The organism is Leptotrichia sp. oral taxon 498 (genome assembly GCF_002240055.1).
GTDB classification, from domain to species: domain Bacteria; phylum Fusobacteriota; class Fusobacteriia; order Fusobacteriales; family Leptotrichiaceae; genus Leptotrichia; species Leptotrichia rugosa.
In genome coordinates this window covers 279,423-305,186 of record NZ_CP016753.1, presented here as the reverse complement: position 1 = coordinate 305,186, position 25,764 = coordinate 279,423, and the positions used below count along the sequence as shown (strand labels likewise).

Annotated in this window: 29 protein-coding genes and 1 pseudogene; 3 read left to right on the top strand and 27 right to left on the bottom strand. The window is 32.0% G+C overall.

Translation table 11 applies throughout. The features are described 5' to 3' along the window. Positions 1 to 75: 75 nt before the first annotated feature. Both BCB68_RS01345 and BCB68_RS01340 read right to left on the bottom strand, forming a co-directional pair. Positions 76 to 849, bottom strand: a complete 774-nt coding sequence (locus tag BCB68_RS01345) for an RNA polymerase subunit sigma (protein WP_094079192.1) — start codon at positions 847 to 849, stop codon at positions 76 to 78. A 54-nt stretch (positions 850 to 903) separates the two neighbouring features. Continuing rightward, on the bottom strand, positions 904 to 1,200 hold the full coding sequence (locus tag BCB68_RS01340; RefSeq protein ID WP_094079191.1) for a hypothetical protein: 297 nt from the start codon (positions 1,198 to 1,200) through the stop codon (positions 904 to 906). Between the two features lie 251 nt (positions 1,201 to 1,451). On the opposite strand from BCB68_RS01340, the gene BCB68_RS10795 reads away from it, so the two are divergent. Next, complete coding sequence (locus tag BCB68_RS10795) at positions 1,452 to 1,871, top strand: hypothetical protein (protein ID WP_237048668.1); 420 nt, start codon at positions 1,452 to 1,454, stop codon at positions 1,869 to 1,871. Positions 1,872 to 1,915: 44 nt separating this feature from the next. Beyond that, complete coding sequence (locus BCB68_RS10790; RefSeq protein WP_237048667.1) at positions 1,916 to 2,152, top strand: hypothetical protein; 237 nt, start codon at positions 1,916 to 1,918, stop codon at positions 2,150 to 2,152. Between the two features lie 277 nt (positions 2,153 to 2,429). Here the strand turns inward: BCB68_RS10790 and BCB68_RS01330 are convergent, their stop codons facing one another. From BCB68_RS01330 to BCB68_RS01290, 9 genes and pseudogenes are all read right to left on the bottom strand, one after another. Continuing rightward, complete coding sequence (locus tag BCB68_RS01330) at positions 2,430 to 3,782, bottom strand: DKNYY domain-containing protein (RefSeq protein ID WP_094079190.1); 1,353 nt, start codon at positions 3,780 to 3,782, stop codon at positions 2,430 to 2,432. A gap of 297 nt (positions 3,783 to 4,079) precedes the next feature. After that, positions 4,080 to 4,124, bottom strand: a pseudogene (locus BCB68_RS11030) (hypothetical protein); the annotation flags it as partial. A 646-nt stretch (positions 4,125 to 4,770) separates the two neighbouring features. Then, positions 4,771 to 5,736, bottom strand: coding sequence for an aldo/keto reductase (locus BCB68_RS01320; protein WP_094079189.1), 966 nt, complete (start codon positions 5,734 to 5,736; stop codon positions 4,771 to 4,773). Between the two features lie 53 nt (positions 5,737 to 5,789). Further along, positions 5,790 to 6,437, bottom strand: a complete 648-nt coding sequence (locus BCB68_RS01315; protein WP_094079188.1) for a putative quinol monooxygenase — start codon at positions 6,435 to 6,437, stop codon at positions 5,790 to 5,792. Continuing rightward, positions 6,421 to 7,302: a LysR family transcriptional regulator gene (locus tag BCB68_RS01310; protein ID WP_094079187.1), complete on the bottom strand. Its 882-nt coding sequence runs from the start codon at positions 7,300 to 7,302 to the stop codon at positions 6,421 to 6,423. Before BCB68_RS01310 ends, BCB68_RS01315 begins: the two co-directional genes overlap by 17 nt. A 264-nt stretch (positions 7,303 to 7,566) precedes the next feature. Next, entirely contained in the window at positions 7,567 to 7,875 is a 309-nt protein-coding gene (locus BCB68_RS01305) for a cupin domain-containing protein (RefSeq protein WP_237048666.1), read from the bottom strand. A gap of 43 nt (positions 7,876 to 7,918) precedes the next feature. Next, on the bottom strand, positions 7,919 to 8,401 hold the full coding sequence (locus tag BCB68_RS01300; protein ID WP_094079186.1) for a flavodoxin: 483 nt from the start codon (positions 8,399 to 8,401) through the stop codon (positions 7,919 to 7,921). A 181-nt stretch (positions 8,402 to 8,582) separates the two neighbouring features. Then, on the bottom strand, positions 8,583 to 9,062 hold the full coding sequence (locus BCB68_RS01295) for an IS630 family transposase (RefSeq protein WP_157697339.1): 480 nt from the start codon (positions 9,060 to 9,062) through the stop codon (positions 8,583 to 8,585). A gap of 48 nt (positions 9,063 to 9,110) precedes the next feature. Continuing rightward, positions 9,111 to 9,623, bottom strand: a complete 513-nt coding sequence (locus BCB68_RS01290) for a helix-turn-helix domain-containing protein (RefSeq protein WP_157697338.1) — start codon at positions 9,621 to 9,623, stop codon at positions 9,111 to 9,113. Between the two features lie 168 nt (positions 9,624 to 9,791). On the opposite strand from BCB68_RS01290, the gene BCB68_RS11025 reads away from it, so the two are divergent. Next, the gene (locus tag BCB68_RS11025) at positions 9,792 to 10,112 is read left to right on the top strand and encodes a hypothetical protein (RefSeq protein WP_442915275.1); all 321 of its coding nucleotides are present in this window, start codon (positions 9,792 to 9,794) and stop codon (positions 10,110 to 10,112) included. A gap of 325 nt (positions 10,113 to 10,437) precedes the next feature. Here the strand turns inward: BCB68_RS11025 and BCB68_RS10690 are convergent, their stop codons facing one another. The 16 genes from BCB68_RS10690 to BCB68_RS01210 all read right to left on the bottom strand — a co-directional run bounded on the left by BCB68_RS10690 (position 10,438) and on the right by BCB68_RS01210 (position 25,737). Beyond that, entirely contained in the window at positions 10,438 to 10,851 is a 414-nt protein-coding gene (locus tag BCB68_RS10690) for a nucleotidyl transferase AbiEii/AbiGii toxin family protein (RefSeq protein ID WP_216639356.1), read from the bottom strand. Further along, complete coding sequence (locus BCB68_RS10685) at positions 10,772 to 11,113, bottom strand: nucleotidyl transferase AbiEii/AbiGii toxin family protein (protein WP_216639355.1); 342 nt, start codon at positions 11,111 to 11,113, stop codon at positions 10,772 to 10,774. Before BCB68_RS10685 ends, BCB68_RS10690 begins: the two co-directional genes overlap by 80 nt. After that, positions 11,110 to 11,715: a type IV toxin-antitoxin system AbiEi family antitoxin domain-containing protein gene (locus BCB68_RS01275; protein ID WP_216639354.1), complete on the bottom strand. Its 606-nt coding sequence runs from the start codon at positions 11,713 to 11,715 to the stop codon at positions 11,110 to 11,112. The genes BCB68_RS10685 and BCB68_RS01275 overlap by 4 nt, the downstream gene beginning before the upstream one ends. Positions 11,716 to 12,036: 321 nt before the next feature. After that, a complete protein-coding gene (locus BCB68_RS01270) occupies positions 12,037 to 12,846 on the bottom strand; it encodes an ATP-grasp domain-containing protein (RefSeq protein WP_172826454.1) in 810 nt (269 codons plus the stop codon). Positions 12,847 to 13,176: 330 nt separating this feature from the next. Then, positions 13,177 to 14,475, bottom strand: coding sequence for a radical SAM/SPASM domain-containing protein (locus BCB68_RS01265; protein ID WP_094079183.1), 1,299 nt, complete (start codon positions 14,473 to 14,475; stop codon positions 13,177 to 13,179). 15 nt (positions 14,476 to 14,490) lie between these two features. Then, a complete protein-coding gene (locus BCB68_RS01260) occupies positions 14,491 to 15,159 on the bottom strand; it encodes a hypothetical protein (RefSeq protein WP_094079182.1) in 669 nt (222 codons plus the stop codon). 245 nt (positions 15,160 to 15,404) lie between these two features. Continuing rightward, a complete protein-coding gene (locus BCB68_RS01255; protein WP_094079181.1) occupies positions 15,405 to 15,998 on the bottom strand; it encodes a hypothetical protein in 594 nt (197 codons plus the stop codon). A gap of 24 nt (positions 15,999 to 16,022) precedes the next feature. Then, positions 16,023 to 16,337 (bottom strand): YccF domain-containing protein, encoded by a 315-nt coding sequence (locus tag BCB68_RS01250; RefSeq protein WP_237048665.1) that lies wholly within the window; start codon positions 16,335 to 16,337, stop codon positions 16,023 to 16,025. A gap of 75 nt (positions 16,338 to 16,412) precedes the next feature. Further along, positions 16,413 to 17,513, bottom strand: coding sequence for a transglutaminase domain-containing protein (locus BCB68_RS01245; protein WP_094079179.1), 1,101 nt, complete (start codon positions 17,511 to 17,513; stop codon positions 16,413 to 16,415). Between the two features lie 15 nt (positions 17,514 to 17,528). Continuing rightward, on the bottom strand, positions 17,529 to 17,939 hold the full coding sequence (locus tag BCB68_RS01240; RefSeq protein WP_157697336.1) for an immunity protein YezG family protein: 411 nt from the start codon (positions 17,937 to 17,939) through the stop codon (positions 17,529 to 17,531). A gap of 1 nt (position 17,940) precedes the next feature. Then, the gene (locus tag BCB68_RS01235; protein WP_094079177.1) at positions 17,941 to 18,492 is read right to left on the bottom strand and encodes a DNA/RNA non-specific endonuclease; all 552 of its coding nucleotides are present in this window, start codon (positions 18,490 to 18,492) and stop codon (positions 17,941 to 17,943) included. A 5-nt stretch (positions 18,493 to 18,497) separates the two neighbouring features. Next, a complete protein-coding gene (locus BCB68_RS01230; protein ID WP_094079176.1) occupies positions 18,498 to 21,971 on the bottom strand; it encodes an ATP-binding protein in 3,474 nt (1,157 codons plus the stop codon). A 21-nt stretch (positions 21,972 to 21,992) separates the two neighbouring features. Beyond that, on the bottom strand, positions 21,993 to 22,367 hold the full coding sequence (locus BCB68_RS01225) for a hypothetical protein (protein ID WP_094079175.1): 375 nt from the start codon (positions 22,365 to 22,367) through the stop codon (positions 21,993 to 21,995). A 22-nt stretch (positions 22,368 to 22,389) separates the two neighbouring features. Then, positions 22,390 to 22,650: a hypothetical protein gene (locus tag BCB68_RS01220; protein ID WP_094079174.1), complete on the bottom strand. Its 261-nt coding sequence runs from the start codon at positions 22,648 to 22,650 to the stop codon at positions 22,390 to 22,392. Positions 22,651 to 22,679: 29 nt separating this feature from the next. Then, positions 22,680 to 22,940 (bottom strand): hypothetical protein, encoded by a 261-nt coding sequence (locus BCB68_RS01215; protein ID WP_094079173.1) that lies wholly within the window; start codon positions 22,938 to 22,940, stop codon positions 22,680 to 22,682. Positions 22,941 to 23,010: 70 nt separating this feature from the next. Further along, positions 23,011 to 25,737 (bottom strand): hypothetical protein, encoded by a 2,727-nt coding sequence (locus BCB68_RS01210; protein ID WP_094079172.1) that lies wholly within the window; start codon positions 25,735 to 25,737, stop codon positions 23,011 to 23,013. Between the last annotated feature and the right edge of the window lie 27 nt (positions 25,738 to 25,764).

Here is a 25,764-nt window from a genome sequence, read left to right as displayed (position 1 = left end):
TACAACTACAATAATAAGTATATTTTGAAAAAATTCCGTAATTCCATAAATCATTCATTATAATTTTACTATATTTTACCATTCATTTACAGAATATAAAAGAGCAAGCCTAATTTGTGTCAAAAGTTCTTCCGTAAGACTGTCATATTTACTTTCAAGCCCCTTTTCGTGTGCATAATAAGGAGGACTGTCATTCCAGGAACCCATTCCACCAAAAACATTAGAAATTTTGGCGGAATAAAAAAGTCTTGCATTTATTTTAGGTATTTTAAAAAGAGTTTGTCCATAAAAAGTATTTCTTATATTTTCAAAACTTTCCCCATTTAAAATGCTAAAAGCTTTTCTAAAGATATTTCCAAAATTTGAAAAATTAATTTTATCAGCCAAAATTGCTATTTTATTTAATACATTTTTAAAACCTTCTGTATTATCATAAAATTTAAGTTTTCCATTGATAGAACTCTCATATTTGCGAGCAGTATAAATAATATTCCAGCCACCACTTATTTTCTTCCATTTTGGTGTAAAATAAAGAATCAAATTATTTTTAAAATAGCAAATAAGTTTAATCTTATTTGAATTTAAATCGTCGGGAATATTTAAATTTTTAGATAAGACAGGTAATAAAATTTTTATGTCTTCTAATCCTAAATTTAAACAATAGTCAAACCATTCTTCAATATTTTCAGCTTTGTAGCTATTTTCTAAAAAATCCACTTTGTTTTTAGAGAATAGAAATTCAATATTTTTTTCATATTCAAAAGGAAAATATTCGATTTTAGTTTTTGTTTTTAAGGCAAATTTTACGGCTAATGTAATATCACAAATTTGTACAATTTCTATATTCATAAAAATAACCTCCATTTGAATATTTTGTATATAATTTTGGACACTTCAACAATTTTATCTTATTATATGCTCATCTAACTGAATAAAGCAAACAATTTTTTTATTTTTCAGTTCCTCTATACTTGGTAATGTATCATTTTCCTCATCATCTTCCAGTCCTACCTGAGCAATTAAATGGTCAGAAAATTCATCTTCGTAAATATCACAGGTAATAAACGGAACATCTTTAATACACAGGGCATTCTGCACATCTACATAATAGATTGTATTTCTAAATACATCAAGGGTTGATTCATTAATAATAATTTTAACTTTTCCAACATAAAAAATTTCTTTTTTCCTTCTAAACATTTCATTATCCTCTCTATAAATATTCTTTTGTTGATAGAGTTTACAAAAATTCCAGATTTTATCAAGTATTTTAGTTTATTTTACCATAATTTAAAAAAAAATTAAATATATTTAAGCAAAGAAAAAAATTATAAAAATAGTATAAATAAATTGAATAAAATTTTTAAAAACATATGCTATAATTAATTATATTAATCAAAATCTATTTAAAATAAATTCAATATTCAAAAAATATTAAAAAAGGAGCAAATATGAAAAAATTAAATTTCAAAATAGAAGAAAAAGAATGTATTTTATATACAAATGAAAATAAAAAGATAGAATATATCCTAATACAGCCTGTCGATGAGCATGATATGCAACTTTTAGACAATGAAGTGAAATATATTTCTGAAAATACGGATAAAAATTTTAGTTTGGCAGCTTTCAAAATAGAAGACTGGAATAGCGAGCTGACACCTTGGGAAATGCCACTTCTTCGTGGAAAAGGAAATTTTGGAGATGGAGCTGGTAAAACATTAGAGTTTATAAAGGAAAAATTGATTCCAAATTTGGTAAAACTTGTGAATATTCAAGAAAATAATGTGAAGTATATTTTAGGCGGATATTCTCTTGCTGGGTTATTTTTTCACTTTGGAGCGGTTATCAGACAGATATTTTTGATGGAATAGCTGGAGTTTCACCATCGGTTTGGTATAAGGATTGGCTAGATTTTGTGAAAAATAACAAGATTTTGGTAAAAAATGTTTATTTAAGTCTTGGAGATTTAGAAGAAAAGACTAAACATCAGGTTTTATCGAAGATTGGTGATAATATAGGAGAATATTTTGAGATTTTGAGAAATTATGAAGATTTGGAAAAATATGTTTTGGAATGGAATGAAGGAAATCATTTTAGAAATTCTGATATACGAATGGGAAAAGGATTTGTATGGCTTGTAGAAAACTGCTGATTTTAACTTGCTCACCTAAGGGTAGAGTCAGAGGTGAAGTTCGATATTTTTCGACTGTCTAGTCAATCTGTAAATAATATACATAATAACTTAGAAGTCTAATAAGTTCATTGCTATCCACGGTTCTAAACCTTCTTGATATGTAATTTAAGTATTGGGATAAGCTAGAAAAATCTAGCTTTTAATCCTAATTTTATTACATATCATAAATTCCCCTTAGGGTTTTTAACAATTTAATTATATCATATTTTAAAAAAAGTCAATCGCAAAATAAATATCATTTCTTTGTTTTATACACTTTTTTCTTATCCCTTATTTTATACCCCTTATCATTTTCATTATAATGTATATCAAGAGTTTTTGCATCTGATTCCTTAAAAATTTTACCTTTGTAATAGGTATTATTCTTATCTTTTGTATAATCTTCATCAAGAATTTGAAAAGTATCAATATCGACATTTTTACTTTCTAATAGGACAAATTTTGTATTATCATTTTCATCTTCAGTAAAATAGTACAAATCTTCATTTTGTTTTACTAAAGAATAGTCTATTACTTCAAAGTTTTTTGGCTTAAAATTTTCTATTTTTTTATTTTTATAATAAACATTGTCTTTATCCTTGAAAAAATCATTTTTCAAAACTTCAAGACTATTTACATCTACACCACTTACTTTATGTGTTCCATAATAAACTCCTGTTTTATCTTTCCCAATGGAATATCCTTCAGGCTCAAAAGTTTTTACATCTGCATCTTCTATTTTTTTAAAATTATAATAGACATTATTTTTATCTTTTGAATATTCAGAATAATTTTCAATAGGTTGTAAAGTTTTCAAATCAATTTCTGGAGAAATTTCAACTTTTTCAACAACAACGTTATTGCTCTTTTGATAAAAGTGGTGTATTCCATTTTTATCTTTCACATGTGTATAATTGACAAATGGCTCAAAAGATTTTGGATCAATTCCCTTCATCAGCATTCCCTCATAGTAAACTCCATTCTTATCTTTGTAAAAATTTCCGCTCAAATCTTCAAATGTCACGGGATCCAAGCCTTTTATCTGTTTTCCTCTGTCATAAACAGCATTTTTATCTCTTCCTATCGCATAACCACCATCTATTACTTCAAAAGTTTTTGCATCTGCCCCTTTAACTTTTTTTACATCGCCATCATAATTATCATAATAATAAACATTATTTTTATCTCGATAATACTCTTTCGATACTTCTTCAAAAGTATTTAAATCAGCATTTTGGATTTTTTTCACTTCTTCTCTTCCAAGATAATAAACCCCTTTATCATCTTTGATAATAAGTTTATTTGAGCCAACAACTTTAAAAGTTTTAGGATTTACACCTGTTATTTTTTTATTTAAAAAGTATAAGTTATTTTTATCTTTCCCGTATATAGAATCTATTTTAAAACTGCCGCTATTTGCACTCTCTAATTTTTTTATTTCAATATCGATATTATAGTTATCATTTCCCGCATCTTCTGCATTTCCGACATCAATATCTGAAATTTTCTGTTCACTTTCTTTATAATTAATAAAATAAACGTTATTTTTATCTTTTAAGTACAAAAGCATCGTCATGTTTTCTCCGTCCACGACTTCTAGAGTATTCATATCTATTCCCGCAGGTTTTATTGACTTTATCGTAATTTCTCCATTTTCATATTTATCAAAAGTATAAATACCATTTTTATTAATTAATACAGCTGGTACGTAAAACTGAACAATAACCTTACTTTTTTCTGGACTAAAGCCTTTAATTTTTATAATCTCATTATTTGCAATATAAAAAACATTATCTTTATCTTTTGCAATAAAAGAATTTTCTATTTGAAAAGAGTCCGCATCTACATTTTCTAACTTTTTATTTTTGTAATAAATATTATTTTTATCACTTGCAAAATCATCATTTTCCTCAAAAATTTTAAAAGTCCTGAAATCTACATTTTTTACAATTTCCTTTCTTTCAGGTTCTGTAGCTTCATCAGTAAAATAAATTTTATTTTTTCTTTAATATAGCCCGCATTTATAATGTTTCCTGATAAAATAAGCAATGTTAAAATTTTTAACAAATTTTTCCTAATTTTCATATCGACTCCTTTTTAAATATCTAATTCTTATACTAAAACCTCGTTTAAAATACAGTAATTTTTTGTTATACATATTATCTTTTTTTCTTTTCAATTTCTGGTTTTATTATATCATTTTTTTGAAATTTACCCTATTAAATTTCTATATTTCTAATGATTTTTATTGTATAGTAAAACTGCCTCAAAAGCGAACTCAAAAGCTATGACTATTTTACTCAAACCCTAAATTTATATAATTTTTAATAGTTTTATTTTAAATAGATTCGAGTATATATTGTAATAAAATCAAGTTTTTGAAAATAAACTTACTTTTTTAACAAAAAAATGCACCTCTAATCTTGTTTGTATCCAAAATTTTTGGTGCTGTTTAATAACATTATTTTTTAACAATATATTTTAAATTTGTTTAACTAATTTCACAATTTTTTAGCATATTTCAACGCTTTTATTCTTATTCCTTCAAACTATCCGTTTCTATAAACACCAGATATAAAGCTTACTCTATGAATAAACTACATCGAACTTTCCCATTCACCTTTCACAGTAACACCTGTACTAATAGCTACTCTATCCATAAGCTCAACATCTTCATCACTTAATTCAACACTTGCAGCCCTTTTGGCATCGTCAACTTGATTAGGTTTTGTAACTCCGATTATTGGAATAGTTCCTTTTGCTATTGCCCAGGCAATTGCAATTTCAGGAATTGTTGCAGAATATTTTCCACCTAAAATTTTCATTTCATAAAATAACGACTCTAATTTTGCCAAAGTTTCAGGCGGGAATGCTTCACCCCTTCTTGTTCCAGCTGGCAATGGATTTTCTTTTGTATATTTTCCAGATAAAGCGCCTTGTTCAAGTACCATGTATGAAAACACTGCGATATTGTTTTCCTTGCAATAATCTAAAATTCCAGTTGTTTCAATTGTTTTGTAAAGTAAGCTAAAATGATTTTGAATAGCATGCAACTGAAATCCAGCTTCTTTTAAAAGATTATTCACATATTTTATTTGTTCCAAATTGTGGTTAGAAACTCCTACTTTTTTCACTTTTCCTGATCTTAACACCTCAACCAATTTAGGTGCCCATTTCTCCATATCTTTTGTATTGTGTATCCAATAAATATCAATAACTTTCTTATTTAATCTTTCTAAACTTTCATCAAGAAATTCAAAAATTGCATTATCTCCTCTTCCTTCTGCAAGTTCAGGTGTAAATTTTGTAGAAATTATCGCATCACTTCTATCTTTTACAAATTCTCCCAAAATAGTTTCAGATTGACCACTCGCATAAACAGTAGCAGTATCCCACAATTTTAGTCCCAAATCCATTGCTCTATCAAAAACAGGTTTCAATTCATCTTTTCCTAATTTATTTCCAAAAATCGAATCTCCTCCAGCGATTCCTCCAAATCCCCAAGACCAAGTTCCTAATGCTACTTTAGGTATTTCTATTTCTTGTATTTTTGTTTTTTTCATTTAAAATCATCTCCATTTTTCATATATTTTTCCAAAGTTCAAAATTAATATTTTTATTTTACATAATTTAAATTACCTTTATTTAATAATTTTATACCTTCAATATTTATAAATTCTTTGTTTTCAATTATATTTTCCGTTTGCTCAATATATTTTTTAAAATGAGCTGTTTTCCTATGTTTTTGATACGCTTTTTCATTTTCATAAATTTCAAAAAAGTACCATTTATTCGGATTTCCTATTGCTGTTGCAGCATAAATCACATAAACACCTTCTTCTTTTTTTATCGACTGCTTCATTTCATCAAGTACAATTTCCCTGAAAGCATCATTAAATCCTTCTTTTACATCAACTGTAACATAATTTACACGAGTATTTCTTGTTTGCACAAACTTTTTATCTCCCATATACTCTGGCATTACTTGAATTTTCTTTTTATGATTAGTCAAGATTATTGGTGATTGTCTTAAAAATTCTTTATATTGTTCTGACTTGATATGTTCCTGGTAACTTTTCTCATCTTCATAAACTTCAAACATATAAGTCATATTGGGATTTTCTTTTTCCTGAACCAAATACATCCCAAGTGTCCCTTTATCATTAAAAACTGATTTTGTAATATTATTTTTACCAACTGCCACATATGCATTTTTTTCGCCTTCTTTGATACCAAGTTCAAAAATATTAAAAATTAGTAGCATTTCTTTTCTCCTCAATAAATTTAATAAATTTTCCCGTCGCCACCGAATATTTCAAACACGGCTTCCAAGCCAAAATTGTCTTAGAAATTGCTGCTTTATAAAATGGAATAAATTTCAAATCTTCAAAATTATTCTCTAATTTTAAGCAAACTGCCATTCCCATTCCATTTTTCACCATCATCGCAGCATTATAAACCAGTGTGAAAGTAGCACCAACATTTAATTTCTCCATAGGAATTCCCATCCAATTTGAAAATTCATTTTGAATTAATTTATTTTTAGAAATAATTACCGATTCTTTTTTGATTTCTTCTGGATAAATAAATTTATTTGAAGCCAATTTATGGTCTTTTCTAAGCAAAAGTCCCCATTCTTCAATCTGTTTCAATCTTATAAATTTATACTTTTCCTTATTTATATAGTCAAACACAAGCCCCATATCTAAAAAACCGTGTTCAATTCTATAAATAATATCTTCGGCTGTCCCACTATAAATGTCAAATTTAACATTTGGATACTTTTCCTGAAATTCCGAGAGTAATTTTGCAACTTCATTCATTCCCAAAAATTCGCCACATCCAATAGATATTTCTCCAGCAACAATTTCATTGTCATAAGACAGCTCTTTTTTCGTTTTTTCCGTTAAATAAAGTATTTCCCTCGCCCTTCGCTGCAAAAACTTCCCATCTTCAGTCAATAAAATTTTATGATTACTTCTCGTAAAAAGTTTAACTCCCAGCTCTTCCTCGAGCTGTGCCAATTGTCGTGATAATGTCGGTTGTGTGATATAAAGTGATTTTGCCGCTTTTGTTATATTTTCCTCTTTTGCAACCATTAAAAAATATTTTAAAATTCTTAATTCCATAAATCCTCATTCATTTTTTATTTTATTTATAATGAAATCCTCTCAACATTAAGTTATACCGAATCAAATTAATATTAGAAAGAAATTTTATATTTTTATTTCTTTTTACTATTTATTTTACTTTTTTTAATTATTTAATTATCTAGCATTCACTGCTTTTGGCAACTTTTCATATTCATCTTCTGACAATATCCCAAACCATTCAGTCGAACCGCCATCTGACAAGGCAATATGCGTAAACCAACTATCTTTTGCCGCTCCATGTCAGTGCTTAACATTTTTAGGAATATTCACAACATCTCCTGGATGTAATTCTATCGCTTCTTTCCCGTCTTCTTGATACCATCCATGCCCATCTGTAACCAACAATATTTGTCCATTTGAATGAGAATGCCAGTTATTTATAACTCCCGGCTCGAAAACAACATTATGAATACCAACTTTTGAAGTGTCATTCGGCTCAACTAATGTTTTTAGATAAGTTTTCCCATTAAAATATTTTGCATAAGCCTCGTTATAATCGCCTTTGCCAAACAAGCTGCTTACAGGATCAGCTGTAATTTTTTTACTCATTTTCTTTCACCTCTGTTTAATCAAAAAATATTTCTCTTTCTCATTAAAATTTTTTTATTTTTTCTACCCAAGCTCCAATGCTTTCCAAGCTTTCATTCCAACCAAATCTTTTGCCTTCAATAATATTCAAATCCGAATAATTTTTTTTCAAAAAATCTGTTGAGCCTTTTATCCCGCTTCCACCTGATGTCGCAAAAGTGATTATCTTTTTTCCGCTCAAATTATGTTTTTCAATAAAAGTCTGAATAATACGAGGCGGAATATACCACCAAACTGGAAATCCAACAAACACAGTATCATAATCATCAATATTCTCTACAACATTTTCAATTTCTGGACGGCTAAATTCATCATTCATTTCCACTGAACTTCTACTTTTTTTGTCGTTCCAATTCAAATCCTCAGAAGTATACTCAACTTGCGGTTTTATCTCAAACAAATTTCCCCCAGTTGCTTTCGCCAATTTTTCTGCAACTTTTTTTGTTGTCCCTGTCGCTGAAAAGTAAGCCACTAATACTTTATTCATGAAAAATCACCTCTTAAAATTAGATAAAATCTAAATTTTTTATTTTCTTATGATTTATTTTACAATATTTATCCTATTATATCAAATACTTATTTTTTATAACCAGTTATGCTTTAAAAGCATATCTTAAAAACTATTTTCTATTATTCTCTTTTAAACTTTATTTCATACTAAACCCCGTTTAAACAACAGAATAAATCCATTCACGAAGAGTTATACTTTTTACTAGTTCATCTGTAAGTAAATTTATAGTGTCGCATAGCCTGTCAACTACAGCTTTTAATATCCTGAATATCTTATTGCCGAACCCCATCTGTCTTATTTGTTTCCAGATTTGTTCAATGGGGTTCATTTCTGGTGTATATGGCGGTATATGTGTTATTATGATGTTTCCTGAAATTTCTAGATTCTTTGATTTGTGCCATGCTGCCCCATCACAGACTAGAATCATAATATCCTCGCTATAAGTTTTAGATAATTCCTTTAAAAAAATACTCATATTATTGGTATTGCAGTTTGGCATAACTAAAAAAAATCTTTCCCCCGTTAAAGGCTCCACCGCACCAAAAACATACCTGTACTCCCTCATATGATGACAGGGAACACAGGGTCTAAACTTATTGCTGCACCAGCTAATACTTAGGCTTGTTAATTCTTCCAAAACTTGCTTTGTCTTCAAACAATAATCTTACTGTCTTATCTGGATTTCCTATTTTTGTTTTCTGCACCAGATTAGCAATTTTTTTTTAGACTGCTCAATTTCTTCATCACTTGCTTTCTTTGGATGTCTGCTCCTAGGCATTATTTTTCTGTAACCATGGCGTTTTAAAACTCTGTATATCTGCTCATGCCCAATGCTATGTCCAACTGATTCAATATACGCCTCCTTTATTTCATTTGTGCTTAACAGTTCACCTTTCTTTGCCCGTTCCTCAAACTGCTTCAAAAATTCTTCTTCCTGCTCAAATGTCATATTTCTATGATTTCCACCTTTTGGCTTGTTCATTAGTCCTTGTGTTCCCTGATTTGAAAATATGCATATCCATTTACTGACAACTTTTTCGTGGACCTCTAAAATTTCAGCTATTTCCTTATTCTTTTTTCCTAAGCCTCTTAATTCTACTGCATGTAGCCTTATGTCTTCACTTTTGTTTTTTATTTTTTTTCTAATCATTCTTATCTCATTTGAAATTTCTTCTGTTATTTTATATGCTTTTGCCATTTTTATCACCCTATTACATTATACCACATTATATTCAGTTAGTTTAACGGGGTTTAGTATAAAATAATCGGAGAAGATTATACCGAAGAAAGATTAAAAGAACGCATTACAGAAAGAGAGTATATCAAGACACCTGCCGTCAAAAAACGCATCGGCAATGTTATTGACATGAACACCAATACAAAGGTAAGGAAAAGCAAAGGCTACGAATATTGGGCAACCAAACATAACCTTAATACAATGGCTGAGTCTGTTATCTTCCTTAAAGAACAAGGTATTAAATCCGTTAAGCAACTTGATGCGTATATCCAAAAAGCAGCCGATGAAAGGCAAAATTTACAAGATAAAATCAAGGCTATTGATAAGGAAATGCAGGAGCTTTCTGCCACCATGGAACGAGTTCATGCCATAAAAAAATATAGGCAATACTACAAGGAATATAAGGCTAATCCATCTGATAAGGCATTTTTTGAGGAGCACAAAGCTTAGATTACCCTCTACGAAAATGCTCTCTCAGAGCTTAAAAAATCCTATTTCAAGATGCCAAATTCAAGGCATATTTTAGATAAACTTGACAAATTACAAGAAAAAAAGAATACCCTTATTATGCAAGAGTATTCTTCCTCAAAATCTACTATGGACGAGCTTTACCGAATATGAAAGAACTATGGAATTTATATGAGTAAGAAGATGGAGAGATAATCTTTATCTCCTCTTTTTTTGATGACAATGGATAATTGATTAGAGATTTTCTCCTTGATTATGTAAATAAAAAAGATCCGCTGCTGCCCTAAAGACCACACCAACCATAAGACTATTTAGTATCATCATTCACATTTAATACAGTACCTATTTCTTCATAGACTGATATAGTATCTAAAAAATCAATATCTTTAACATATGGGTTATTCTGTGTATATTTTTTCCATAGTTCTTTTGATGTTTCACTTTTCCAGAATAACTCTACTATTTCCTTATGCTGTAAAACTGTTTCAAAAGAACCTCTGTATTTACTCGTTCTTTCTATTGCTTTTCTTAATATGTCTTTATCAATTTTATCTTTATAAATGCTGTATATCATATACAAATCGTAGAAATCCCTTGCTCTTGTTGTGGTAATATTTCTGCTTGAAATGGTTTCAAATTTTTCAGCGAGTATAGTTTCTATGGTATAGGTTATAATTGGTATTGTACCTTCCTCTAAGATTTTTGAATAGGAATAATTCATTTAAAATATTTGATATAGACTCTTCATTTACTGGAATACCTCTAAGCGTGGTATCCATATCCATCGTACTACGCATATCAACACCGATAAGAGAGGATATAAGAAGTCCACCTTTTAATATAAAATTCTCACTATATTTTGATTTGGAGAGTTTTCCAAGTATTCCTTCAAATAAGCACATCTGAAGCAGAGAGTTCGGATTAACTCCTGTTTTCTTAGATATGTTCCTAATCGCTCCTTTTATTTGTTCCGGTGTTTTCACAGCAACACCTCCGAATATTGTTTTAAAGCATATTCCATATTCATCATAATAGCGTATTTCGATAGTTTTAATAAATTTTTCTCCTTGCTCGCAAAGTAAGACTTTATCACTTCACTAAATACTTGTGCATCTATTCTGTCCTTATCTTTGATAATATCAAGTATGGTTCTTTCTTTGTCATATACTGATATTTCTCTACCAAAAGGACTGGTTATAGTTATTTTCCCAATATCGTAATAATCTTTTTTTACATACTTAAAAATAATATTATCTCTTGCCGACTTAACTCTGCTGACATTATCTCCTACCTTTACAGTCATCACATAAACAAGGGGCATTCGTGTTGATAATCCTTGTAAATACGCCACTGTTTCGTGAGAAAAAATACCTTTGGGTATTCTGTATGAGAAATAAAGATACTCATCAATATTCTCACTTGGAAGTGCATAGAGTCCATTTGTTATTTTTTCAAGTTCCTTTTTTATAGTTAATTCTTTTAGTACATCTTTATGAATACCAAGATTTATAACTTCTTTAGTAGTTATAATTCCATTATTTTCTTTTATTTTTCTAATTAGAAGTTCACGTTTTCTAATTTCCATCACCACCTTTTTGTTCTTAAATTATATTATTTATAAGAACAAAAGTCAACATTTAAAAAATTGAAAAAAATCTTTTCACTATCACTCTTTCTGTATCAATCCCACAACCTCCACATGGCTCGAGTGGATAGCAAGAATGTCAAATCTCACTTTGTCGTGTTCGGAAACATATCAACTGCCATTTTAGCCCATTTGACCGTATGTGGAAACATATCAATAAGGATTTTGCCCTGTTTTTACAATTTGGTCGTTTGTGGGAACATATCTACTATTTCTTTAACATCATATTGTGGCTAACTGCAAATTGAAGCTAGATAAAATTCAGAGGCAATTCTTGTTTTCTTTTCTTATAACATTTTCCAGGGACTTAACTATATTTTCCCTATTACAGTCATAAAAATTTGATGCATTAAAAATATTACATTCTAATACATAGTATCGATTTTTGACCTTAGCTACATCCATTACCCAGGCAACTGGCGCCTTTATTCCACTACATGCTTTTGTACAAGATTCAACCAATTTCTCCGGTACATCAGTTTCAGAGACATCTCTTTTACCGTTTTTCAAATACCTGCATATCGAAACCACTTCATTGTTAACTATAACACTTCTCCATTCTTTTTCTATTTCTTGAACCGGAGATACGCATAAACATTTCTTTCCATACTTAGAACAAGACCGGCATATGTACAAAATCTCATCTACCTTTATTTTATCCATCACCTGACCGTCAAAGCACTTTATATCCAAAAGAGGTCTTACAAAGAACTCTTGTTTTTCGCTAATAATCGTATCTAATTTTTTTCTTGTTACCACGGCTGTATGAAAATTAAGATAATCATCCTTCCATATACTCATATAAGTATCTACCCTAAAAAAACAAGTAGATTCAAAAATTCCATTAATTAATTTGATGTTCTTTTTTGCCTCTAGCAAAAAATCATCTCCCCCTATTACTATAGGAAAATCTGCCTCATTTATATCAATAGTGCTCAGTTCTTCTTTACGTTTTATTATATATCTTGAATCTAATTTTTCGATTGCTTGTGCTAACGCAACCCAATTATAATGTTTTCCATTCGAATATTGAATAACCCATAGAAATTTCACAACACACTCCTCTTTCATTATTGTGAAACACCTATTGAGATTTATCATCTCAATAGGTGCCTCTTTTCAAACAGTCCAGAAATTAATGCTCATGGCAATGTTCATGACAATGCTCATGGCAAGACATTTCTGCTACATTTTTAACGATATTCGTTAACTTTGTAGTATTCTTTTTTTCTTTTACAACCTTCATGATTTTCCTCCTTCCAATAATTAATTATGATCAACGCCTATTAAAGACATTAAACATCACTCCCAATTCAAGAACCGCAGGTAATTATATAAATAAAATTTTTTTAATTAATTTTCTTATTTGACTTCCATCTGTCTTCAATTTGAAGCTTAAGTTTATTCCAATAGCGAATCCATGTAGGCTTGAACTTTAAGTTGCTCTTGAGTTTTTATTCTGTACTTCATCATATGGCATACATACTCATTTTTTCCTAATTGGGGCTTAGCTACACATCCACCTTGGCATAAAGGTAGTACTTCGCACTTCTTACATTTGTCACTCACAGTGCCATCATACCAAGAATTTACTTTTTCAGTTACAATTACGCCTTCAAATACATCGCCTATTGAATACTCTTCGCGGCATAGTAAATGCTGACATTGGTATATTAATCCTTTATAGTCTATGGCAACAGTTCCTAATGTTGCACCGTAGCATGGCAAAGATAATTTACGAAAATCAAGTGCATATTTACGATCGTTGTAGTATCCCGTATTATAAAGGAATGTATATAGATTATGCATAACCTGTTCGTATTCTTTTTCTTTAAAATAGAGTTTTTCTTGAATGCTATTAGGCTCCAATGGATAAAAATATATCGTAATATTCTTATTCCATCTCTCTTGCTTTATCAGAAATTCCACCATTTCTTTAATACTTTGTATGTTGCCTTTATCAAAGTTAAATCTTAACGTAATATGAATTCCCCGTCTCGAAAAATCATATATATTATTCACAATTCTTTCCCAAGAATCATTCTGAAGAAAATGCTTTCTCTTTTCATGTTCTTCCTTAAATCCATCTAATGTTACCTGTATATCCGAAATTCTTAAATCATGTATATTATCTATTATTTTGTCCAAATAATATCCATTTGTCGTAATTTCACAATGATAATCAATTTTGTTCTCATCAGCAAAACGAGTTAGCTCGTTGCTAATTCGAACTATTAAATCTCTACAAAGTAACGGTTCGCCTCCAAACCAGGAAATATACATACGTTTCTTTCCTAATGCTATATTTTTTATATATTCAACAAGAGCTTTTTCTGTTCTTTCATCCATATAGCAAGATTTTCTTGTCTCATTTTCATAACAGTAAAAACAATACGCATTGCAATCCATCGTTGGTGCAATCACAAAGCCTGCCTCATCGGATGTAAAGGAATACATGCTGATTTTTCTTTCTAATTCAAGGCATGCAATTTCATCAACTTTGTCATTTACGATAATACCCATTTCATATAACTGGCAAAGTAATTCTTTTGAATCTTCCTGAGGCATACTACAGTTGTTCAAAATTTTAAGTTCTTGACTGTCAAGTATACATTCCGAACCAGAAGAGAGATTATGTACCATCCAAGAATCATCGTCAATTTTTAATATTCTCGTATACATCGATTTTTTATACTTCATTCACATCACCTCCCTCTATTTTAACAAAAGCTGTGTATCAAAATATTGATTGTTTTTCCAATTATGATAACTCTTTTTTAAATCTTGCAGTTCAGCAAAATTACTGCTTATATCAATATAATCGTCAAAAAAACGATCATCTGCGGTGCAACCACCTTTCTTTTCGCCTATATAAATAAGTATACATTCAGGGTTGACTTTTCTCATTGTTTGCAAAACCTTATATGCTAAGTCACTATTTTGAGGAGGCCAACTCATAATTATAAACCCTACTTCCTTACCATATTTTTTTACCGCTTCAATTGCATCCATACTAATTATATCATGGATCCATGCATGTGTTTTCCAATCTTGGTATTTGCTTGTATCATAATTTATCCACGACATATCATCTGTTGCAATAACATCAACTCCACAGCTTCGTAACGTAGATGCGTAGCTTCCTAATCCACACATAACTTCTAAAACTTTTTTCCCATTAATAATCTGAGCAAGAATTCTGCAATTTCTTTTTGTCACAACCGAAAAACCCATTCTAAAGACAGCATATTCATGTAAACATTTGTAATTTTCTTCTTCAAATATAAAGCTTGGAACATCCTCCACTACGAAATTATCAAAGTAGGAACAATAACTTTTTAATGTATCCGGTATTTTACAATAATAATTTTCTATTTCTTCCAACTATGCACACCCCCAAACTTTTAAGAAAGCGTTTTTTTCTCAAAATCCATTCAGCTTTTATAACTTCTTCTTTTTCTATTATAGACTGATGGATATCTTATCAACTTTTCCTGATACTGCATCTTCTATCATACTTATTTATGATACAATCACACATTATAAAGTCATAATGTGTTTTTCAATCTATCTTGTAATCATATCGACAGAACACCTAAAAAATTATATTATATATTCACACAATTTTTCTACATGTCCATCTGTTTCATAGCTAAACTACTAAGGATAGTTAAACTAGCAAGTATTATCAAATCGATATCAAAGTATAAGTCACTATACAATAATGAGCAAATACCCCAATATGTAAGCATTGAAATAACTGACACAACTAATATTTGAGCTTTTCCCTTGATAACAGATCCTGCAATGATGCATATCAGCCACATAGCAAATGGTATAGCCAAATATATTAATTGATATTTATCAAATGACCATCCATACCCGTAAATAATGTGATTAAAGATATTCATTCCATCTGCCATTGCAGCAATTATAAATCCATATCCAGGAGCATGTCTTGAAACGCAATATATCATCGTAGCAAAACCTACACCACGTAATCCATTTAAAAACCAATTAAATCCTTTTAGGACGGTTTCAATACTGATATTTGCAATATAGATGGACCAATTGAACGGCATAATTGTCATAACACTTCCTTTTATGCTTTCAACTGTATCCCACATTCCATAAAGATTGGATATCCCTTTATTACATGCATATGGCATGATCAGAAAACTGATTATTGCCATTACAATAACAGTCACTTTATTTTTTACCATGAAAAATCACCTCCACTCACTGTATTATGCTATCGTGGAACCAAATGGAGTTAACGACAGTCTTGCAATTTTAAAATGTTGCTTACCAAAAGGAATGCCAACTATTGTACAACATAAAATCATACCAATTGTTATTTCAATAATCGCTAATGGTAAACCAGTAATACAAATCCAAAATAGATTTAACAAAAAATTCCCTGTTCCTCCCACGGGACTTAAAACATATTTTCCAAATGGTGACAGACAAAGTGTTCCAATCTTAAAACATTGTTTTCCAAGCGGAATACCAATAATTGTTATTGTCCAAAATATTCCTGCAAAATACCAGAATAATCCCATGACCCCACCTCCAGAAAGAAACCATATTATGTTGCTAATAAAACACATGGACACTCACATCCCTTCTATTAGTTATTAGTCTATGATTTCTTCAGGGAAAAAATATTTCTCATTTGCACCATCATCGAGAAAATCATTACCATTTTCAACAAGAAAATCTTCGATAAAATCATAGTCAAATCTCATTCCTCTTGCTGTAGGATAATCGGATAATTCCCAAATATGAGTTATCTTCATCATACTATCTGGTTGCAACAGGCCACTAATATAAACACCATCGTCCTTAATTCCCCAAGTCGGATCAACATGATAATATTGTCCATCTAATTTTACAAGATTCCACATATGCCCCGTTTTCAAGTCTTCTTTTAAAAATCCACTAACACAAATACATTCAATGTTTGCTTCGTCCATTAAAGTTTTAAATGCCCATGCAAGACCGCTACAAATACCACGAAGTTCGACCAATGGACCATATGCTAAATGTGGAATTGGATCTGATGGTGTTTTTTCCGGATTACTTTCCACTTCATCAAAAGCTCTGTGATCATAACAACATTCTTGTGTTATATAACTCAACGCAAGAAACGGCTTTACAAATTGTGGAACTTTGGCTCTACCAAGTATTTTTTTCCAAATATTCTTTGCAGCAAATATTGCTTTTCCTTGGTATTGTCTAAGTTCCGGTAATGGAAGCATGTAATTATAACCGATTTTGCATAAAGTCATATCTGTCAACTTATCAAATGAACTACTTTGTGTATTCCATCCATTAATACCCTCATAATAACTTAAAAGTTTACTCATTTGCTCAGACAACTTAGAAGCAACCTTATTCATATCTAAAGTAACCAGTTGGATTGGTTTAGGATTTCCTTTTTCTAAGATTGTTGTAGCATCCCATTCTCCTGAATCCACTACAATATCATCCAATGAATCTGGGCAGTCATCTTGATATGTAATAGTCACATCATAATCATACATAATCTGTAAAAGACCTTTTTTCATATATGAATATTGGTAACTTGATAAATATGCCAGCAAACGTGGTTCCTTTTTGAGCGCATTCTTAAATACAGTGCCCAATGAACCAACACAATGCTGTAATTTCACCTGTGCTTGTTTAGATGACATTGCACTAATCAGAGTATCCTCTGGAGAAGTAATAATTCCCATACCGCACATCACCTCTCAATCTAAATACTTGCTTTGCCACTCCATAATAAAGCGTGAATCATAGCTTTCTATATCATCATATCCATAATCAGCATTATATGTACCATCTCCCTCAAGGATATAGCTAAACGATGTCCAAGAATCATTTACTTGTTTACACAGAGTGTGTAATTCCTTACACAAATCTTCAATATTAATAATGGCATCATCATATCGTTCTGTATCCCATGATAACTTAACCAAATCGGAATAATCATCCTCATCTTTATTCAACACAAAGAATTGAAGATGCGTTACATTAGATATTTCAATAAAATACCCGATCACAACTTTTTCCCAACCATTTTCCAACACAGGCAGGACTGCATTTCCAATTTTTTGCATTAAGTTGTTCAATGCTTGCTTGTTTTCTCGTATATCTGACATTTTACTTTCCTCTTTCCTGATTATGAATTCGTTTGGTTTCATTTCGTGTAAATCCATCATTGTCCGTTATTTTATATTTTACGATGAAATCTGTTGGACGGGTAGAGTTCCCAGAATATCTACATTGGATTTTAACATCAACCGTACTACCTTTATTAAGTTCTGCAGCCCAATCGTCTTCTAATTCTTTATATTCAACACCATTAACATGACTGTCCATCGGAACTAAATTATCAACTTTTTCAGACCCACCAAACCTTCTACCAATTAGATGTCCACCCTCATCATTTTCCAAACGATATTCTCCACCAGCTCGAATTTGATGTGCTGTATTTCTCTTTCCATCCTCTAATCTAAGTATTCCTTCACATCTTGTAATTCGCCCAAGTTTATCAGTCTCATAACTATATCCATTTGCATCATAATTTTCATTCGGCTTTAAAGTATATGTAGAAGCAAAGTGTTCTTTTTCTGACTGCCTGCGTTCAGATTCAGATTCAATCAGTTCCTCTGAATCTTCTAAAATATCCTCTTCTGGATTATGCTTTATCATTCATATCACTTCCTTCCACCAGCACTTGTGCTAAAATAATTGACGGATTTCAGATAATTATACGCATTGGCATAACGCTCATCAGCTGTATATCTAATACCATAACGCTTAAGAATACCATCGTATATTTCCCAAAAATACTCTGCTTTTGAAGCATCTAATGGCCATCTGTATGCTCTTGCAGGATCACATTCTTCCGGCATATACAAATACCTTAAAACACCACTTCGCAATTCTTTTTCCCATTTTAATACAGCTCGTACTTCTTTCGCTGTTAATGGATCTAGCGTCATTTTTGTATTAACGCCAGATAATGTGAATATTTTCATAACACTTTCCAAACGCACAAATTGAGACACAAAATCAAAAAATTTACGTCTCAATTCTTTCAGCCGTTTTCCTTTAATTAATACATCATTATTTTCCAAGAATACCTGTACTTCATCTAATAATTCCTGCTGTTTTGATTTTGGTAGTATCGGTTTAATTGCACTAACTTCCTTACACAAGAGATTCAATAATTCCTGTACATCATCATATATACTAAAAAAATTACCCTCTTGGATATCTTGATATATTAACTGAACAATTGCGCCTTGAATTTTGGTATAAGTTCCATTATCCAAAATCGGAGCACTTTTTAGTCGATATCTTTTATCCCATATGTCTCCCATTCTAGCCAGTAACGTATCCGTCCATCCCGCATGAAAAATAGCAGCAACTCCAATGTCAAGTCTACTCAATTCTCTGATTTGATTTTCGTTCAGACTTAACGCAGCACCAATTTCCTCACAGTCATTTTTAGAAGGAAGTCTCATACATACTTTAATTGCAGTATTTTTTATTGCCGCCTCATCTACTGCACCAGGCGACTGATCTATAATCATAAATCCCTCTCCAGCACTTCGCATTTCAGCAATACATCTGCATAAGCTACCGACTGCAGCACCTTGTACATTTCCAGAGTCGACACTAGTTTCCTGCGAACATCTCTTCAAAATATTATGAGCTTCTTCTAAAACTGTCACATGCACAAGATCACTATTAGGACCAGTTGTAACTGTTTTTCGATAATTCTTCAATTTAATAATCAAAATTCCCATTATCAGAGAACGAGTTTCATCAGATCCAATACTACTCAAATCAATTATTGTATTTTTATTAAAAAGAGTTGTATCAGGAATTCCAATACTTCTCCCAAAGATTTGACCTTCAAATCCATTACAGAGCGAAGAAACTCGATTTAATAATGCTCCCTTGTAGTCACCCTTAGTTTGAGCAGAGTACGGAGATTCGTTAATGATTCGTTCAAGAACTTTCACAAGGTCTGAAAATACAGGGAATTTACTTCCTCTATTAATAATTCTTTCAGAATGTTCCAAATCCCATCCATGATCTAGATACACTTGCTCAAACGCCTTTTTCAAAAGTCCCGGCATTGCTCCATACAGTGGCCAACATGCACTAACTACCTGGACAATATTATCTAGATGTTCTCGAATATGGATGCCTGCACTGAATTCAAATGGGTTGATTTGTAACAATCTATATGGAGACTCATCTGCCGTAAAAATATTAATTCCTGGCAAATCTGCAAATTCAATTTTGTATTCACCTTTTGCTGGTTCGACCACTAAGAATGGAACCTTATTCTCAATGAGTTTTTGGAGCAGATTATATGTAGTATTACTCTTACCCGAACCAGATGAACCACAAATAAACATATGTGAAGCAAAAGTATCCAAGTCAAGAAATGTTTTCGTTTTCTCTTCTTGTCCCATGTGATATATGTTTCCAAATAAAATAGGACGTTTAACTTTTCTTTTCCATTTTTCAGGTATGTTTCTTCCGAATTCAGCCATGCTATCAACAACAATACCGGGAACAGATTTTCGAGGCAAGCCCATAAGAGTAGGAATTTCTTTACCGCTGATCATCATAGCCGGTGTGATTTTTTCTGTTTGATATGGTGTTGTGGTTGTATTTCCGCTACCATCTGTAATCTGTTGAAGCATTGTAAGATTTATTTCTGGATGCTGAAGATTAGAAATATAATCTAGCACATTTTTTCTTTCTTTTGGATTTGTAGCATCCCATTGATTATAATACGCTCTAGGTGCTGCCTGAGAATCACCCGAAAAAAGTGCCGCAAGCGTACTTGTTCCCATTGTTGCCGTTGCTACATCATCCGCAATAATATAACAAGCACTATTCCACATACCAAATGTTTGACTTAAATTAATTCTCTTGATGTGCTCTTCAATTTTTGCAAGCAAATTTTGAACAGCTTTATTATCTCTGTTCACAGTTATCGAACGGTTTGTACCTGTTGTTGTACCTGAACTTTGGCTATCTCCACTTCCATAACTATCTGAAGATGATGTACTAGAACTAGTACCCGTGGATGTTCCGCTTGCTGAAGATGTTCCAGATGATCTTCCCGAACCAGAATTAAAATGAATATCAAATAACTCATATCCATGTCCACTGTTTGAACTTCGCCCCTCAGAAACACTGTTTGTGTGAGAAGTGCCAAATGATTTTGAAACAGATCTACTGATTGAACTATTTACGTTATTAGATATAGAGTAGTTAACAGAATCCGAATCACTCTCTCCGTAAGAAGCCGTTTCTTTTGCATATGGCGATAACGATGTATATATTGCTTCCAAACCTTCTAAGCATCCATCCATTGCATCTGGTGAGACCCGTTGTGATAAAACAACCAAGGTATAACGATGTCCATTCATCGCATCAACAAATTTTTCATATCCCTGTGCACTAAATTCTTTATCATGCTGACGTTCATCTTCACGCCTGCTAGGTATCATACTTAACGAACGAACTGTTCGACTTGTAGATATTGAACCAACCATTCCACAAGAATCCAAAAGTTTATTTTTGTCAATATCATTCAACTCATCTATTTCACATCCTGGAAATTGTCCCCTAAGATTGTTAGCTAATAATCCTCCTGCAACTTTGCCATCACCGCTAGTATTCGTACATAAATAAAGTCTTGTGGAGTTTCCATCACCCTGAAGAATCAATGCAACGATGCCACCAAAACTGTTTAAGGCAGAGTAGACACTAACAAGTTTTTCGAAAGAATTTTCTTCTTCGTTATACATAAGTTTTGTAATCTGATACACTGCAATACCAGTTCTTCCTCCTTGAATAGAATTGAACTTACAGGCTTCACTAGTATACAAACTACCAGTTGGTGCAGGAGACAACATCTCTAGATGTCGACTATTCACATATAAACTTGTAATACGAAGATTATTCTGTAATAGAGATAGCTGAGTCGCATCCATTAACATTTTTTTTGCTTGTCTTTGCTTAGTCCCATCTGGATTTTCGATAGGCATTGAACTTCCAGCTCCTACAGGTTTAGGAGTCGGTAGGTTTCCACCAGATGAACCAGTAGGTCTTCTAGCTGCACGTGAAGCACCACTTGAACTTGAATATGAAGGCATAAAATTTCATCTCCTTTCCACTTATCTACTTCTCCTCAAGACCTTTGCACCAATTTCATTATCTCCTGGATCATCTTCTCCGCTGTCCTCAGTTCCTACTATCTCGTCCAGTTTTTCATTGAATGCTTGTTTTTGTTCATCAGACATTTCATCATATCCATATTTTTCTTTTAATTCTGACCGTAATTTATCACTATCGGATGTTTCTTCAGATGGAGAATCTGTTGTTTCACTTTCTTCAGGTTGTTTTTCAACTTCTGAACACTCCACTACTTTATCTAACTTTTCGTTAAATGCAGCTTTTTCTTCATCTGACATCTCATCATATCCATTTTGTTCTCGATATTTCTCTACTACTGCATCATATTCATTACGTGATAACTTCATCTTCTCCATAAAATGTGTCCATCCTTTATTACTATCTTATATCCTCGTCATCATCTCTTTCGTGTTCATGAGGATGACCATCTTCAAATTCGCCCTTCTCTGCTTCTTCATCATCAGTGCCATCATTCTTATCTGACTCTTCAGCCTTATCTCCTACAACTGCAACCTCATCTATTTTTGAATCAAAACGTTCTTTCTCTTCATCAGACATTTCATCATAATTATATTTTTTCTCCATATTGGAACGAAATTCATCATACTCTTCCTGAGTCACTTTTTTAGGACCTACCATATCAATTCTCCTTCCTATTATCGAAACATTTATCGTTCATCGCCATCGTCTATCTCACGGAATCCACGTCTGCCACGTTCTCGCTCATGTCCTTTGTTAATATCTTCGTTAGGTTCAGTTGTATCGTCATCAGTAGCATCGCTTTTTTTATCAGTCTGATAATGTTCATCAAATTTCTTATCAAATGCAGCTTTCTCTTCAGGACTTCTTGAATCGTAACCATAACGTTTTTCATAATCCGCACGAATTGCTTCATATTCTTTTTGCGTTAGTTTTTTTGCTTCTGCCATACTTACACCTTTTTTCTGAGAATCACAGCTGCCAGAATACCTACTAACGCTGTGATCCCCAAGTTAATTATTACTTTCTTCCAAATAATCCACCCAAGATACTTCTCAATCCACTCCTTGGAGCTTTTTTAGCAGCATCCTGAAGCATAGTTATAAGCATTTTCTTCACTTGATTCTCATCATAATTAGCTTTTGCAACCTGATCCGGAAGATTAGGTTTGTAATGATTTGGTAACGTTTTTACAAAGTAAGCCTTTAGCATATCTGCAGACTCTTTTACCTGAACTGCTTTTTTCCCCGGAATCTTATATTCGTAATAGAATGCCTCACATAAGCTAAGCATTGAATAAGCCAACTGTTTTCCTTTTGAACCATTAAGCACTTCATCAACATAAGCCTTAATATATTCCTGCTTTATTCCGATATCTTGTATATCAAAAAGATGCAGGAAAGCCATGTGAACTTCTGGATCGCAAAAATCTGCAGCAGTTTGAGCCAAGTTTTCAAAATATTGACTCCTTAAATAGTTATCTGGTATCTCTAATTTCAAATCAGAAAATTCATACATTGTTGATAAAACTTTTTCTGCTTTGCGCTCACGTTCCATATTTTTACGCAAATCATAAAGTGCCGCACTTTGAGACATCTCCCCAATATCATTTGCCCATTCCTTAATTTCTCTAAATATAATAGAAATTTTTCCTGACGTAGATTCATATGGAACCTGTTTATCAACAAGGTGGAATAATTCTTTTTCTGCGGAAGAGGACAATCTATTCCCTCTAATATTCCGAATGATATTATTAAGGTGTGAAGAATTTTCAACTTTAATCCAAGCATTAAAGAATGCAATACCTGTATTTTTGCTCTTGCCAAGCTGCTTTATGGAATCCTCAAATGCACGATAAATATCTCGATCACATTTTCCTGCTTTTAAAATTGTATTCGCTAGTAAATGTTCAATCATGTCAATATTAGTTTGAGTAGACTTACAAAGTGTCCTACACAATTCCATGACATTTCCACCGGAAAGATCAATAATAGAATCCCACCATGCCTCGGTTTTTCCCGGTTTATATTCTTCAAGATGTTCAGAAACTGACAAAGCGACCGCATTTATAACATCATCTGAAATACTAATTCCGTTTAACACAGCATGTAATGCATTTCTATTATCAATCAATGCAGTCAAAGCATGACAAACAAACTGATATTTTGCTTGACTTTCTAAAATAGACTTAATACCGTTCCTTTCGAGCGAGAGCATATCAAAATACATTTCCATCACTGTGCTAACAACAGAAGCAGGGGCATTTTCAAACTGACTACTATAGCTTGTCAACTCACTATCATTGAACAAATCTTGTAATGCAGGACGAATAATGCTCTGAACTTCACCTGCTTTTATTGCATTCCATGTACCTGTCAAAGTATTTCCGGATACTTTTAAGTTCATCATTCCTGTACTCAGAAGATCAGCTAAACATCCTGTAACTTCTCCTGTGCGTTTTGTTACTTTAGCAATGTTCCAGAAAATCTTAAGAAGTTTAAAATTGTTTTTTTCATCTTCTGTTGCAAAACGCTGATACCCACGCATCCCCTCATCAAAGATATACTTATTCAATACGTCATTTTTAGAAATACCATACTGAGTAATAGACTGTAATTCAGCAATTGCTTCTCTGTATGTCCATTTTTCCACTCGGTGATTGGAATCCAACAGGTACTTATATGCATCATACAATTCCGGAATTTTATCCGTTATCATATCAATAGGTAAACTAGGCAAAACAACGCTTGTAAAATCAATAATATCTGCATCATACTGAACAGCCGCAGAGTAGTATGCTGATTTTATGCTTTCGTCTGTTGCAAAAGATACCATATTATTAGTGCCATCAATCATTACAAAATTACTTGTCGGCATCTGCTTGACGGAAGCGCAGAAATTATCCCTAGGATGATATCCAACAATCATATTGTACGGATGTCTAATCTGCGTCATACTATTGTTACGCATCGGATAAAACTTTCCAGATTCATCTGTATAGAAAAACAAAATATTATCAATCTGTGTACCAAGTTTTGTTTTATTCGTTGAGAAAGTAATTTTTTGTGCCATTTCTGCACTGAATGCATATTCAATGGCTGCAATCCATAATTCCACATTTTCAGGAATATCCTTAATCAAAAGAACTTTTCTCTCATTTTCAGGTTTTGCATATTCGTGTAACAGAAACCAAATTCCAGCTTTAACAGCTTCTGCACGACCTGCATTTACAAACTTTTTAACGCTCTCAATAGAAACGTATGAACCATTTGGTATATCCTGCACCGTATTAAGCCATACAGGTTCAGCACTAGGATTTTCATCAAGATAATAGTCATTTTCAGACTTCAAATGTGCATCCCACACAGATGCACCAAACCATTTGAAAGGATAATCGCCTGGATTTCCAACAAGGCACTGCTTAATGTATGTTCCCGTTCTATGGCCCTGTCCATTTTTTCTTACTTCTTTACAATGTGGTCTTGCAACTTCAAATGACAAAGCATATACCTTGGAAGAAATTGCAGTGTAATCATATGAATTAAATAAACCAGTAGCCGATGTTTCTTTTGCTCCATTCTGTACAGCTAAACGAGTCTGAAGAAAATCATAGTTAGGTACAGGTGGATTGGTAATCAACTCTTGACTCATAGAAAATACACCAAATCCATCTGCACGAACCACTTGCCCTTTATTTTTCAACTCACGATGTGGCATACACCGTGTGTAAATAAGTTGATTTAGCATTATATTGCCTTCCTTTCTTTAAAATAA